The organism is Nocardia sp. NPDC055165, from assembly GCF_053606985.1.
Map to the genome: position 1 here is coordinate 559,857 of NZ_JBSGSS010000003.1, position 13,199 is coordinate 573,055.

Annotated in this window: 15 protein-coding genes; 10 read left to right on the top strand and 5 right to left on the bottom strand. The window is 66.9% G+C overall.

The window, feature by feature from the left end; genetic code table 11:
- Positions 1-139 precede the first annotated feature (139 nt).
- The 5 genes from ACWFRF_RS09325 to hisG are packed head-to-tail and all read left to right on the top strand — an operon-like array spanning position 140 to position 4,906.
- Entirely contained in the window at positions 140-1,003 is an 864-nt protein-coding gene (locus ACWFRF_RS09325) for a HalD/BesD family halogenase (RefSeq protein WP_387443262.1), read from the top strand.
- A 12-nt stretch (positions 1,004-1,015) separates the two neighbouring features.
- The gene (locus ACWFRF_RS09330; protein WP_378988173.1) at positions 1,016-1,831 is read left to right on the top strand and encodes a class I SAM-dependent methyltransferase; all 816 of its coding nucleotides are present in this window, start codon (positions 1,016-1,018) and stop codon (positions 1,829-1,831) included.
- 9 nt (positions 1,832-1,840) lie between these two features.
- A complete protein-coding gene (locus tag ACWFRF_RS09335; RefSeq protein ID WP_452449484.1) occupies positions 1,841-3,661 on the top strand; it encodes a choline/carnitine O-acyltransferase in 1,821 nt (606 codons plus the stop codon).
- Between the two features lie 55 nt (positions 3,662-3,716).
- A complete protein-coding gene (locus ACWFRF_RS09340) occupies positions 3,717-3,998 on the top strand; it encodes a phosphoribosyl-ATP diphosphatase (RefSeq protein WP_266290031.1) in 282 nt (93 codons plus the stop codon).
- Between the two features lie 56 nt (positions 3,999-4,054).
- Positions 4,055-4,906 (top strand): ATP phosphoribosyltransferase, encoded by an 852-nt coding sequence (hisG, locus tag ACWFRF_RS09345; protein ID WP_378627402.1) that lies wholly within the window; start codon positions 4,055-4,057, stop codon positions 4,904-4,906.
- Positions 4,907-4,982: 76 nt separating this feature from the next.
- Here hisG and ACWFRF_RS09350 read toward each other — a convergent pair whose 3' ends face one another.
- Positions 4,983-5,186 (bottom strand): hypothetical protein, encoded by a 204-nt coding sequence (locus ACWFRF_RS09350; protein ID WP_378988166.1) that lies wholly within the window; start codon positions 5,184-5,186, stop codon positions 4,983-4,985.
- 148 nt (positions 5,187-5,334) lie between these two features.
- On the opposite strand from ACWFRF_RS09350, the gene ACWFRF_RS09355 reads away from it, so the two are divergent.
- The 3 genes from ACWFRF_RS09355 (at position 5,335) to ACWFRF_RS09365 (ending at position 6,865) form a co-directional block, all read left to right on the top strand.
- Positions 5,335-5,469, top strand: a complete 135-nt coding sequence (locus ACWFRF_RS09355) for a hypothetical protein (protein WP_378988163.1) — start codon at positions 5,335-5,337, stop codon at positions 5,467-5,469.
- A 134-nt stretch (positions 5,470-5,603) separates the two neighbouring features.
- Complete coding sequence (locus tag ACWFRF_RS09360; protein WP_266290015.1) at positions 5,604-5,738, top strand: hypothetical protein; 135 nt, start codon at positions 5,604-5,606, stop codon at positions 5,736-5,738.
- On the top strand, positions 5,738-6,865 hold the full coding sequence (locus ACWFRF_RS09365; RefSeq protein ID WP_379316431.1) for a YeiH family protein: 1,128 nt from the start codon (positions 5,738-5,740) through the stop codon (positions 6,863-6,865). The genes ACWFRF_RS09360 and ACWFRF_RS09365 overlap by 1 nt, the downstream gene beginning before the upstream one ends.
- A gap of 19 nt (positions 6,866-6,884) precedes the next feature.
- Here the strand turns inward: ACWFRF_RS09365 and ACWFRF_RS09370 are convergent, their stop codons facing one another.
- Positions 6,885-7,286, bottom strand: a complete 402-nt coding sequence (locus ACWFRF_RS09370) for a nuclear transport factor 2 family protein (protein WP_358182305.1) — start codon at positions 7,284-7,286, stop codon at positions 6,885-6,887.
- A gap of 69 nt (positions 7,287-7,355) precedes the next feature.
- Positions 7,356-8,255 carry a RecB family exonuclease gene (locus ACWFRF_RS09375; protein WP_378988156.1) on the bottom strand — a complete coding sequence of 300 codons (900 nt, stop codon included), beginning with the start codon at positions 8,253-8,255 and terminating at the stop codon, positions 7,356-7,358.
- Between the two features lie 123 nt (positions 8,256-8,378).
- Between ACWFRF_RS09375 and ACWFRF_RS09380 the strand changes: the two genes are divergently transcribed.
- On the top strand, positions 8,379-9,212 hold the full coding sequence (locus tag ACWFRF_RS09380; RefSeq protein WP_358121145.1) for a tRNA (adenine-N1)-methyltransferase: 834 nt from the start codon (positions 8,379-8,381) through the stop codon (positions 9,210-9,212).
- Here the strand turns inward: ACWFRF_RS09380 and ACWFRF_RS09385 are convergent, their stop codons facing one another.
- Both ACWFRF_RS09385 and ACWFRF_RS09390 read right to left on the bottom strand, forming a co-directional pair.
- Positions 9,213-10,493 (bottom strand): acyltransferase family protein, encoded by a 1,281-nt coding sequence (locus ACWFRF_RS09385; protein ID WP_452449490.1) that lies wholly within the window; start codon positions 10,491-10,493, stop codon positions 9,213-9,215. It lies immediately after the preceding gene.
- 194 nt (positions 10,494-10,687) lie between these two features.
- Positions 10,688-11,218, bottom strand: a complete 531-nt coding sequence (locus tag ACWFRF_RS09390; protein WP_378627413.1) for a hypothetical protein — start codon at positions 11,216-11,218, stop codon at positions 10,688-10,690.
- A 187-nt stretch (positions 11,219-11,405) separates the two neighbouring features.
- On the opposite strand from ACWFRF_RS09390, the gene arc reads away from it, so the two are divergent.
- Positions 11,406-13,166 carry a proteasome ATPase gene (arc, locus tag ACWFRF_RS09395; protein ID WP_056809924.1) on the top strand — a complete coding sequence of 587 codons (1,761 nt, stop codon included), beginning with the start codon at positions 11,406-11,408 and terminating at the stop codon, positions 13,164-13,166.
- The last annotated feature ends 33 nt before the right edge of the window (positions 13,167-13,199 follow it).

Consider the following 13,199-nt stretch of genomic DNA (forward strand, 5'->3'; position numbering starts at 1 on the left):
GTGATAGTACCGAAACCCAGGTTGAATCTACGAAAACTGTTGCCGCACAGTTGATTTCGCCCGATTGTGATCTTCCCGGGATACGCCCGATTTGTCGAAACCACGGGCGCTCGCCCGAATATTCCCGCAAACTGGGTACATGACGGGCACGCGGGGGCTTGACGAAATCGTCGACATCGCACGGTATCCACTCACCGATCTCGGTGGTTCGGGCAGGCAGGCGGCTATCGACGCCGCCCGCGCCGAGCTGGCCGAGGACGGTTGTACGGTGCTGCGCGAGTTCATCCGCCCGCAGCTGCTCGACACGCTGCGCGCCGAGGGGGAGGCGATCGCGCCGCACGCCCACTACAAGGTGGAGCGGGTCAACGCCTACAACATTCCCCTCGACGCCGACCTGCCCGCAGGCCATCCGGCGCGCATCGTGCTCGATCGCGGAAACGCGTTCGTGGCCCGCGACCGGATCCCCGCCGAGGCGCTGATCCAGCGCCTCTACACCGACCCGGTGTTCCAGCGCTTCGTCGCCGATTGTTTCGAACTCGAGGATCTGCACGAATTCGCCGACCCACTGGCAGGTTTGTGCCTGAACGTGGTCGAGCCGGGGATGTCGCATCCGTGGCATTTCGACACCAACGAATTCACCGTCAGCATGCTCACACGCAAGCCCGACGCCGGCGGCGTGTTCGAGTACTGCCCCAACATCCGCGACCCGCACGCCGAGCACCTCGACGACGTGCGCGCCGTGCTCACCGGTGACGGCACCCGGTTCATTCGCGCGCTGGAACTGCGCCCCGGCGATCTGCAGCTGTTCAAGGGCCGCTTCTCCCTGCACCGCGTCACCGAGGTGGCCGGTGCGAGCCAACGACATTCGGCGATTTTCGCCTACACGGACCGTCCAGGGGTGATCGGCACGGTCGAACGCACCAGGCAGTTGTTCGGCCGTGTCCTGCCCGACCACGTGGCCGCCGCGGCCGACGCCGTCCGAGGTGACCGACTGCTCGACTGAGAGGAACCGCCCATGTCCGTTCCGTTGCACACCACCGGTAAAGCATCCTTCGACGACATCTACGAAAGTCCGGATCCGCGTGCGTACTTCGCACGGATGAACGAGCTGGACTACCGGATCCCGGAACTGGCGAAGCCGCACTTCGCCGAGCAGTTGCGCCAGCTGCGGGCCGCTCGGCCCGGCCGGATCCCGACGGTGCTCGACCTCGGCTGCTCCTACGGGGTGAACGCGGCACTGCTGCGCACCGGCACCACCGTCGACGAATTGGCCGGGCACTACCGCGATCACGTCGACACCGACAAGATCGGGTTGATCGCCGCCGACCGGGAGCGGTTGCGCGGCGACCTGATGCCCGACGTACGCTTCATCGGGATGGACGCCGCACGCCCGGCGCTGACCTACGCCCACGCCGCCGGACTCCTGCACGACTACGTGCACGCCGACCTCGAGGCCACCGAGCCCACCGAGGCACAGCGCCGTGTGCTCGCCTCCGCCGATCTGGTGATCTCCACCGGATGTGTCGGCTACATCACCGAGAAAACCCTGTCCAGGGTCGCCCAAGCAGATCCGCGCAAGCGACCGTGGATGGCGCATTTCGTGTTGCGGATGTTCGATTTCGGTCCCATCGCCGAGGAGTTGGCCGCGCTCGGCTATCGCAGCGAGCAACGTCCCGGTATGTTCCAGCAGCGGAGGTTCGCCTCGTCGCAGGAACGTGAACAAGTGCTGGATGCGTTGGCGGCCAAGGGAATCGACACCACCGACCACGAAGCCGAAGGCTGGCTCTACGCCAACCTGTTCCTGTCCCGCCCGCATCCCATCGAGACCTGAGGACTTGGATTGAACCAACCCACGTTCGCCGCCGAAGACACGCTGCCCCGGGTACCGCTGCCGAGTCTGGACGACAGTTGCGCGCGGTTCCTGCAGTGGTGTCAACCCCTGCTCGGCGCCGAAGATTACGCCACCACCGAGGGCGCGGTAGCCGAGCTGCTGCGCCCCGGTGGGGCGGGGCGCGCGCTGCACGCCGCCCTGGCCGACTACGACGCCACCCCCGGCGTCGGCAGCTGGCTCGACGAATTCTGGCCGTCCCGGTATCTGGGCCGCCGCGACCGGATCGCGATCAACGCCAACTTCGTGTTCCTGTTCCGCGACGACACCCCCCTGGCGGCGTCGACCCTCGCCGGGCAGACCGAGCGGGCAGCCGCCATCATCGGGGCGGCCGTCGATTACAAGCTGGCGCTGGACGCGGAGAAGATCGCGCCGGTGACCCAGCGTGGGCAGGCACTGTCGATGTGGCAGAACAAGTACCTGTTCTCCGAGACCCGGATTCCCGGCGAGATCCAGGACAGCGTCCGCAAGCCCTACAGCCCGGAATGGCCCGGCCCCTCGGATGCCCGGCACATCGCGGTCTTCTACCGCGGCAACATCTTCCGGATGGATGTCATCGGACCCGACGGCGCGCCGTACGCGTTCGACGACGTGGTCGACGGGCTGCGCGCGGTGATCAAGGGCGGTACCAAGCCCGCCGCGACCGACACCTCGGTCGGCCATCTCACCACGAAAGCCCGTGCGGCATGGGCGCGCAGCCGGGAAGTGCTGCGCACCGAGCCCGCCAATGTCGAGGCCTTCGACGCGGTGGAGACGGCGCTGTTCTCGGTGTGCCTGGAAGACTTCGCCCCGCGCGACGAACTGCACGCCTGCGATCAGCTGCTCCACGGTGACAGTGGCAACCGCTACTTCGACAAGTCGGTGACGTTCATCGTCTTCGCCGACGGTCAGTCCGGCATCAACATCGAGCACTGCGGACTCGACGGCACCACCGTGCTGTCGTTCGTCGACGCGCTGCTCGAGCGGACCGCCCAGGACCACGCGGCGACCAGCGGCGCGCAATCGCAGGGGCTGCCCTCGGTGGAGCCGATCGAGTTCGTGCTCGACTCCGCCGCCCGCGCCGACATCGCCGCGGCGGGCGCCGACTTCGCCCGCTTCGCCGCCGACACGGCCACCTCGCTGGTGTCGTTCGACGACTTCGGCACCGGCGAGGCCAAGAAGCTGGGCATCTCACCCGATGCCTTCGCTCAGCTCAGCTACCAGCTCGCCCACCGGCGCAGCAAGGGGCTCACCGGCGCCACCTACGAATCCATCGCCACCCGGCAGTTCCGCAACGGCCGCACCGAGGCCATGCGCGTGGTGACCCCGGAGATGGTGGCGTTCGTCGACGCGATGGTGTCCGACGACGCCGACCCCGCGACCAAGCTGGCCGCGGCGCGCACCGCCGCGTCCGCCCACGTCGCGCGGGCCAAGGAATGCCAAGCCGGGCAGGCACCCGAGCAGCACCTGTGGGAACTGGAGTGGATCCAGCGCCGCCGCGGCGAACAGCTCGGCGTCGCCGAGGAGCGGATCGCGCTGTTCGACAGCCCCGGCTGGACGATCATGCGCGACGACTACCTCTCGACCAGCTCGGCCCCGTCGAAGTACATCCGCTACTTCGGCTTCGGCTCGACCAGCCCGCGCTGCATCGGCATCGCCTACGTGCTGCTGCCGGATCGGTGGAACATCTACCTGGCCACCCCCAAATCGGTGTCCGACCAGATGTACGCCTTCGCCGATCACCTGCGCACCGCCGTAGCCGACCTGCGCGAACTGCTCGCTCAACCGGCGTGATCGTTTCCCGGCGTGCCGCACCGCGCGGTGCGCCGGGAAAACCGCTGGGTCGGGTATGAAACAATCTCTACTCGTGAAGAACTTCGAATCCCTGTTCGCCGAGCTGACCGAGCGTGCCCAGACCCGTCCCGAGGGCTCTGGCACCGTGGCCGCGCTGGACGCAGGCGTTCATTTCCAGGGCAAGAAGGTCCTGGAGGAGGCAGGCGAGATCTGGCTGGCCGCCGAGCACGAGAGCGATGAAGCGCTCGCCGAGGAGATCTCCCAGCTGCTGTACTGGCTCCAGGTGATGATGCTGGGTCGCGGGCTGAAGCTCGAGGACGTGTACCGACATCTGTGACGGCTGATCCGTCCCGATCGACACGTTTCTCACTTCCCCGAAAGGACCCCATTCCCATGTTGCGCGTCGCAGTTCCCAACAAGGGTTCGCTGTCGGAAGCCGCCACCTCCATCCTGAGCGAGGCCGGATACCGCAAGAGGACCGATTCCCGCGATCTCACCGTTCTCGATCCCGCGAACCAGGTCGAATTCTTCTTCCTGCGTCCCAAGGACATCGCCATCTACGTCGGCTCCGGTGAGCTCGACCTCGGCATCACCGGCCGCGATCTGGCGCTGGACTCCGGGTCCCCGGTGAGCGAGCGGCTCTCGCTCGGTTTCGGCCGCTCCAGCTTCCGCTACGCGGCCCCCGCCGGCGAGGACTGGAAGGTCGAGGATCTGGCGGGCAAGCGCATCGCCACCTCCTACCCGAACCTGGTCCGCGCCGACCTCGCCCGCTTCGGCATCGACGCCGAGGTGATCCGCCTCGACGGCGCGGTCGAGATCTCGATCCAGCTCGGTGTCGCCGACGCCATCGCCGACGTCGTCGGATCCGGGCGCACCCTGCGTCAGCACAACCTGGTCGCGTTCGGCGAGTCCCTGTGCGATTCCGAAGGCGTCCTCATCGAACGCACCGGGTCCGACCGCGACGACCGCGCCCGCAACCAGCTCATCAACCGCATCCAGGGCGTCGTCTTCGCCCAGCAGTACCTGATGCTCGACTACGACTGCCCCAAGTCGCTGTTCGACCAGGCCGTCGCGATCACCCCCGGGCTGGAGTCACCGACGGTCTCGCCGCTGACCGATCCCGAGTGGGTCGCCGTGCGCGCCCTCGTTCCCCGCAAGCAGGGCAACGAACTGATGGACCGCCTCGCCGACCTCGGCGCCAAGGCCATCCTCGCCACCGACATCCGCTCCTGCCGGGCTTTCTGAGCCCTGACGACCGGAGGCCCCTCACCTGTGTTCATCCAGGTGAGGGGCTTTCGTGCAGGTGGAGCTTTCGGCGTTCCTACTTCGCCGACAGACTCTCGAGCGCCTCACGAATGAAGCACAACGGGCAGATCGGGTCGAACGGCGCCGTCGGGTAACCGCCGATCACCGGTTGCGCAATCCGCGGCCCCGCTGACGTCTCGGCCGATGCCACGGTCGGGTAGATCCCGATCGACACCGCGACAGCCGCGACGGCCACGGCTCTGGACATGGTGCGATTCATCTGTCTCCTCAGCTCGATGGATGACAACCCGCGACGGCGGTGCACCGACAGGTCGCTACCGAGGGGATTCCCCTACGGACCGAGGGTAGTCGTGGTCGCTTCGACCCCGCGATGGATACCTCGCCGCGAGTAGGCTGGAATCGCAGATTTGTCCGGACAATCAGTGATCGGGGCGAACATGTCGAACAAGAACGAGCACGAAGAGAAGATCGAGAAGGAGCAGGTCGAGCGCGAAGAGGAACGCCGCCGCCTGCAAGAAGAAGAGGATCGTCGCCTGCAGTAGGCCTGCCCCTCGTACATCATGCAACCGATCATGTGGTCAGCGGCGAGATCCGCTCAGGCTGAACGCAATCGGTGTGCCCTCGCGATTCCGTTGCTACCTTGCGTTTTCTCGATGAGGAACAGCAAGGAGTCACCGTGTCGCAGACACAGCCCGAGCCTCGGCCGGGCAGCGCATTCAGCTGGAACGAAGACTGGTTGGCTACCGTCGTCGGGCTCGTCCTGATCGGTCTGGTACTGGTCGGCGCGATCCCTGATTGGCTGGTGCCGTGATGGGGGAGACCGGGACGACGTCGGAAACCGCGGCGTTGCAGGCGAATGCGCGGCCTGCGGTGCGCGACATCGTGGCCGGGATCGTGCTGGTGCTGGCGCTGGGCGCGTTGACGCGGTTCTTCGACACCCATGTTCCGCAGTGGGCCGCGGATACACCCTTCAAGCGGGTCGCGAAGACGGTCGAGTATCCGGTGTACGCGATCGCGATCGGGTTGATCGGCAATGTGGTGCTGAGCAAGATCGGCCTGCGGGACCGGCTTTCGGCCGGTTTCCGGACCGAGTTCTTCATCAAGACCGGGGTGGTGCTGCTCGGCGCTTCGATCAATCTGAAGATTCTGGTGACAGCGGCCGCTCCGTCGATCGTGCAGGCGCTGGCGTTGATCACCATCGTCTTCGGGTTCACCTGGTGGCTGGGCGGGGTGCTCGGTCTCGACGACAAGTTGCGGGCGCTGCTGTCGTCGGCGGTGTCGATCTGCGGGGTGAGCGCGGCCATCGCGGCGGCGGGTGCGGTGCAGGCACGACGCGAGCAGATCGCCTACGCGGCGTCGCTGGTGATCATCTTCGCGCTGCCGTCGATCTTCCTGTTGCCTTGGCTCGCTGATGTTCTCGGGCTTTCCGATGCGGTGGCAGGCGCGTGGATCGGTGGCAATATCGACACCACGGCCGCGGTGGCTGCCGCGGGTGCGCTGGCGGGTGAGCAGTCGTTGCAGATCGCGACGATCGTCAAAACCACGCAGAACGCACTCATCGGTCTCGTGGCGATCGCGCTCACCGCCTGGTTCGCGTTCCGCGTGGATCGTACCGAGGGCGCCGCTCGTCCGAGCCTCGGCGAATTCTGGGCCAGGTTCCCGAAATTCGTGCTCGGGTTCATCGCCGCCTCGATCATCGGCACGCTGTATCTGCAGTCGGTCGACAAGAAGACCGGCGCCGCGCACATCGCCGTCATCAACGACCTGCGCACCTGGTTCCTGATCCTGGCCTTCGTCTCCATCGGCCTGGAGTTCTCGCTGCGCGGGCTGCGCGAAGCCGGGTGGCGGCCGATCGTGGTCTTCGGATCGGCGGCGGTCGTGAATCTCGCCGTCGGCCTGGGTCTTTCGGTGTTGCTGTTCCGCGACTTCGCGGTCTGAGTGCCCGCTGCGGGCAGCCTCAGGAATCAGCCCGGCTGCTCGCGGTCGCCTCGGCCTTGATCTGTTCGAACTGCGCGCCCATCCGCGCGGCCAGTGCGGTCGCGGCCGACAGCGGACGGACCATCACCATCAGTTCGTCGATCTTGCCGTCCTCGTCGAGGTGGACGAAATCGCACCCGGTGAGTTGTTTGCCGTCCACGGTGGCCTCGAACACCAGGGCGTGATCGCGCCCTTCGCCGATCTCGCGCACGTAGCGGAAGTCTTCGAAGACGCGGATCACCGCGCGCAAGATGGCCGCGGTGATGGCCTTGCCGGGATAGGGCTGGAAGGCGACAGGGCTGGTGAAGACCACATTCTCGGCCAGCAATGCCTCGATGGCCGCTTCGTCTCGTGCTTCGACCGCCGTGCGGAAAGGATGCATCTGTCAGCTCACCTCATATTCAACGAGTTGCATAGGGTGTGTGCAGCTTAACCCGGACAGTGAGTGCGGTCATACGTCTTCGGGGAGACGTTCTGTCACCAGGTCGGCAGGGGCCGGGGCCTGGACCGGCCAGCCCGGGTAGGGCGGTGGCGTGCCGCCGTACTCGGGGCACAGGGGCTTGAAGTCACAGAACTTGCACATCGAGTTGCGAGTGGGCGGGAAGTCCCCGGTTCGGCCCGCGTCGATGATGGCTTGCCACAGCGCGGTGAGGATGCGCTGGAAGCGGTCCAGTTCCTCGCGCTCGGGTGTGTAGGTGAGAATGTTCTTGTCGGCCAGATAGATCAGGCGCAGCTGGGCCGGGACGATGTCGCGGGTGCGCAGGATCATCAGCGCGTAGAACTTGAGCTGGAACAGCGCTCGCGCTTCGTGCAGGGGGCCGGGGGAGCGACCGGTCTTGTAGTCGACAACGCGCAGCAGGCCGTTGGGCGCCACGTCGATGCGGTCGACGAAACCGCGCAGCGGAATATCGCCGTCGAGGTCGACCTCGACCCGTTCCTCGAGCGCGTGCGGCTCGAATCGGCGCGGGTCCTCGAGCTCGTAATAGCTCGCGACCAGCGTGCGCACTTCGTCGAACAGCGCCTGCGGACCACCCTCGGCGACGAGCTCGTCCACCCCGTCGCGCTCCGCGCGCACACGTTCCCACGCCCCCGGCACCAACTCGGCCGCCCGTGCCGGCTGACGCTCGGCCGCGGGCAACCCGAACAGATCTTCCAGCACCGCGTGCACCACGGTCCCGCGCACTGCCGCTCGCGACGGCGGTTCCGGCACCCGATCGATCGCCCGCAACCGGTACTTCAGCGGACACTGCTTGAAATCGCTTGCCCGCGAAGGCGACAACGCCGGACGCGACCGATGCACCGGCGCGTCGGCGGTGTCGTCGGTCAGGGGCACGGACAAGGGCGCTGACATGTTTCGCAGGTTAACCGCACACACCGACACGATCGCGCGTCCGCCGCGAAATAGCTGACCCGTCGATCGCGCGGACGGCGGCGCCTGGCAGGCTGACAGGTCCATTCGAAGAACGGGAGATCAATGACGGCCAGACGAACCGGTCCATTCGCTATCGGGGACCGCGTGCAGCTGACCGACGGTAAGGGACGCCTCTTCACCGTGGTGCTCGAGGAGGGTAAGGAATTCCATACCCATCGCGGCGGCATCAAGCACGACGACCTCATCGGCAACGACGAGGGCACCGTGGTGAAGTCGGTCAACGGCACCCCGTATCTGGCCCTTCGCCCGCTGCTCACCGACTACGTGCTGTCGATGCCGCGCGGCGCCGCGGTGATCTACCCCAAGGACGCCGCCCAGATCGTGCACGAGGGCGATGTGTTCCCGGGCGCGCGGGTGCTGGAAGCCGGCGCCGGTTCGGGTGCGCTGACCTGCTCGCTGCTGCGCGCGGTCGGTCCCGAGGGTGAGGTGATCTCCTACGAGATCCGCGACGACCACGCCGAGCACGCCGTCCGCAACGTGGAGACCTTCTTCGGCGAGCGGCCGGCGAACTGGTCGATCACGATCGCCGACGTGGCGCAGTACGAGGGCCCGCAGGTCGATCGCGTCGTGCTCGACATGCTGGCGCCGTGGGACGCGTTGCCCGCGGTGTCGAAGGCGCTGGTTCCCGGTGGGGTGCTGGTGGTGTACGTCGCCACCGTCACCCAGCTGTCCAAGGTGGTCGAGGCGCTGCGTGAGCAGGAATGCTGGACCGAACCGCGCTCGTGGGAGTCGATGGTGCGTGGCTGGCACGTCGTCGGCCTGGCCGTGCGCCCGGAGCATCGCATGCAGGGCCATACCGCGTTCCTGGTGAGCGCGCGGCGGCTGGCCGAGGGCACTGTCACGCCCAAGCCGCAGCGGCGTCCGTCCAAGGGCTGATCACGCGCGGGTGAGCAGGCGGGCGGCGAGCAACGCGGCCGCCGCGCCTGCGAACCAGAGCCCACCGTCTGCGGTGAGGCCCCATCGGGTGGCTTGCAGGATCGCGATCCCGGCGGCGATCACGGTCAGCACGGTGGCGGCCGAGCGGACGCCCCGCACTGCCGCGACCGGACCGTCCCACCAGCGCAGCGGTGTGTTCTCGAGGCCACGCAGGCCGAGGAACAGCGCGCCGGTGAGTGCGGCGGTCGCGGTGAGCTGCACTGCCGTGAGCAGCCAGAATCCGGATTCGGCGGGTGCGGCGCGGTCGGCGCCCGCCAGGTGGCTGAGTACGAGCACGGTGAGCAGGGCGGGCATGTGCCACAGGTACAGCGTCATGGCCCCGGTGTTGCCGATGACGGTCGACCACCAGACGCGCGGGCGGGCGGCGAGACGGCGCAGCCAGGGCGCCACGGCGACGGCGGCGCAGCACAGCATCACCGCGTGTCCGGCCAGCAGCAGCGAGGGCGGCGCCAGATTCGACAGCCGTTGGCCCGGCACGGTGACCATGCTCACCTCGTACGGGCCGACCAGGACCAAGAGCACGTCGACGACCAGAACCGCCGCGGCCAGCACCGCTGCGGTCCGCCGGCGCAGCAGGCCACGCAGATACCCGATCCCGAGCACCGCGGGCACCAGCCAGACGGCCATGTTGAGGTAGCCGAGCTCGCTCGGCCCGCCGGTGAGCCGCACCGCGTCGACGATCGCCGTGCCTGTCACGATCACCGCGACCGCGGCGAACATCCGGCCACCGCTGGTGATCCGCGCGGCGAGCAACGGCACGAACGCCAGCACCGCCAGGTACGTGCCGAGAAACCACAGCAGCTGCACGCTCGTCACCGCGAGCGGACGATGCCACCCCGGCGCGAGCACCAGATCGGCCACCACCAGCAGCGCCACCGAGGCGGCCATGAAGTAGCCGAGCGGCCGGACAAGCCGCTGGGTGCGCCGGAAAAGCCAAGCGCCCCATGATGTTCCCGGCCCGATGCCGCGCGCACCCGCGGCCACGCCCGCGAAGAAGAACAGCGGAAGCACCTGCAGAACCCAGGTGAGCGGGTGCAGTATCGGCAGATCGGCGAGCACATTGCCGAAACGCACCTCGGTGCCCGACACCGTCACGGTCAGCATCAGGCAGTGACCGGCGACGACCACCACCAGCGACGAGATCCGCAGCAGATCCAGGAACCGGTCCCGATCGGCCGGGGTGTTCGCGGCCACCACCGCGACACTGGGAACAACGCTCATGCCAGAGACCATCGCAGAATTCGCGCCACGGACACAGCGCGGAACTACCCCGGTCGCTGAGTGGAACTACGCGGGCGTGGACCGCTGGTCGGTGGCGATCGATCCAGCCCGGGTGATCTTGCGGCCTGCGTGCGGTGCACAGCGACGGTACGGCCGGGACGGTACCCGCGGGCCGTCCGGGCCGTGCCGATCGGTCAGGCGGGCGTGCAGGGAGCCTGGGCGAAGCCGAGCAGCAGGCAGCCGCTGGCGTCGGAGAGCTTCCACGTGCCGCCCTCCTGCTGCCAGGTGACCGGGAACGCGGGCGCCGTGCCGTGCGGAGAGGTGATCGTCACATCGGCGGTGGCGGTGTCACCACTGGTCGCGACGTTGTCGACGGCGAAGGTCAGGGTGTAGCCGGCGAGCATGCCGTTCATCTGATCGATGTTGGACTTGTGCGCGTCGCCGTTGACGATCAGTTTCGCCTTGTCGTCGGTGGATACTCCGGGATCGGCGAACTTGATCAGCGTCGCCTTCAGGGAATCGGCGGTGGGTGCCGCGGCGTTGTCACCCGAAGGTGCCGGAGTTGCCGAAACGCTGGACGGAGCGGCCGCGATACTGGTACTGCTCGTGGTGGCATTCGTCGAGGAATCGTCGGAATCGCCGCAACCGGTCAGTCCGACGGTGACGGCGAGCGCCGCAGCGGCGGCGGCGACGGTGACACGGATCGTGCGGGGAGGAAGGAGCATGGACAGCAACCTTTCGACTCGTTGGGCGAGTGCCCCGTACGGGGTGTTAGGGGAGCCTAACAGGTGCAAATGTGTGGTTGATGTCGTACCGACCGTACAAGATGTGATCACGACGAAACCATGTCGGAAAGCGAGAACGGACCGCGCCCGGTAGCGTTGATAGACCGGGACTGGGAGGAGCAGCATCATGAGCCCCAACGAGAATTCGGATTCGGCGGCCTGGCGAGAGCTCGAGGCGGTACGCGCCGAGTCGGCTGCTCTTCGCAGGCAACTCGCCGATTCGCCGGATCGCGCACGCGAATTGGAAGCCAGGATCGATTCGCTGACCATCCGCAACGGCAAGTTGATGGACACGCTCAAAGAAGCGCGCCAGCAGCTGATCGCGTTGCGCGAGGAAGTCGATCGTCTCGGCCAGCCGCCGAGCGGATACGGCATCGTCATCCACGCCTACGAGGATCAGACGGTCGACGTCTTCACCTCCGGGCGCAAGATGCGCCTCACCTGCTCGCCCAACATCGACGCCGACGCACTGGAATACGGTCAGACCGTGCGCCTCAACGAGGCACTCACCGTCGTCGAGGCCGGAAATTTCGACGCCATCGGCGAAATCGGCACGCTGCGTGAGATTCTCGACGACGGCAGGCGCGCCCTCGTGGTCGGCCACGCCGACGAAGAGCGGGTCGTGTGGCTGTCGGGTCCGCTGTCCAAGATCGCCGAATACGACGACATGGCAGACCCCGATTCGCCGATTCGCAAACTGCGCCCGGGTGATTCGCTGCTGGTCGACACCAAGGCGGGCTTCGCGTTCGAGCGCGTTCCCAAGGCCGAGGTCGAAGACCTTGTGCTGGAAGAGGTTCCCGACGTCGACTACACCGACATCGGTGGCCTGGGCCGTCAGATCGAGCAGATCCGCGACGCGGTGGAACTGCCGTTCCTGCACAAGGACCTGTTCCGCGAGTACGCGCTTCGCCCGCCCAAGGGTGTGCTGCTCTACGGTCCGCCCGGCTGCGGTAAGACGCTGATCGCCAAGGCGGTGGCCAACTCCCTCGCCAAGAAGATCGCCGAATCGCGTGGTCAGGATGCCAAGGAAGCCAAGTCGTTCTTCCTCAACATCAAGGGCCCCGAGCTGCTCAACAAGTTCGTCGGCGAGACCGAGCGCCACATTCGCATCATCTTCCAGCGGGCACGCGAGAAGGCCTCCGAGGGCACCCCGGTGATCGTGTTCTTCGACGAGATGGACTCGATCTTCCGCACCCGCGGTTCCGGTGTCTCCTCCGATGTGGAGACCACCGTTGTGCCGCAGCTGCTTTCGGAGATCGACGGTGTGGAGGGTCTCGAGAACGTCATCGTGATCGGTGCGTCCAACCGCGAGGACATGATCGACCCCGCGATCCTGCGGCCGGGCCGTCTCGATGTGAAGATCAAGATCGAGCGCCCCGACGCGGAGTCGGCGCAGGACATCTTCTCGAAGTACCTCACCGAGACGCTGCCGCTGCACGAGAGCGATCTGCGCGAGTTCGACGGCGACAAGCAGGCGTGCGTCGAGGCGATGATCGAGAAGGTCGTCGAGCGGATGTACGCCGAGAGCGACGACAACCGGTTCCTGGAGGTCACCTACGCCAACGGTGACAAGGAGGTCCTGTACTTCAAGGACTTCAACTCCGGCGCGATGATCCAGAACATCGTGGATCGGGCGAAGAAGTACGCGATCAAGTCGGTGCTCGACACGGGTAACCCGGGTCTGCGGATCCAGCACCTGTTCGACTCGATCGTCGACGAGTTCGCCGAGAACGAGGACCTGCCCAACACCACCAATCCCGATGACTGGGCCCGGATCTCGGGCAAGAAGGGTGAGCGGATCGTCTACATCCGCACGCTCGTCACGGGCAAGAACGCCTCGGCCAGCCGGGCGATCGACACCGAGTCCAACACCGGTCAGTACCTGTAGTCACGAGCCGCGAAGGCCGCGTCCCCGTGGGGC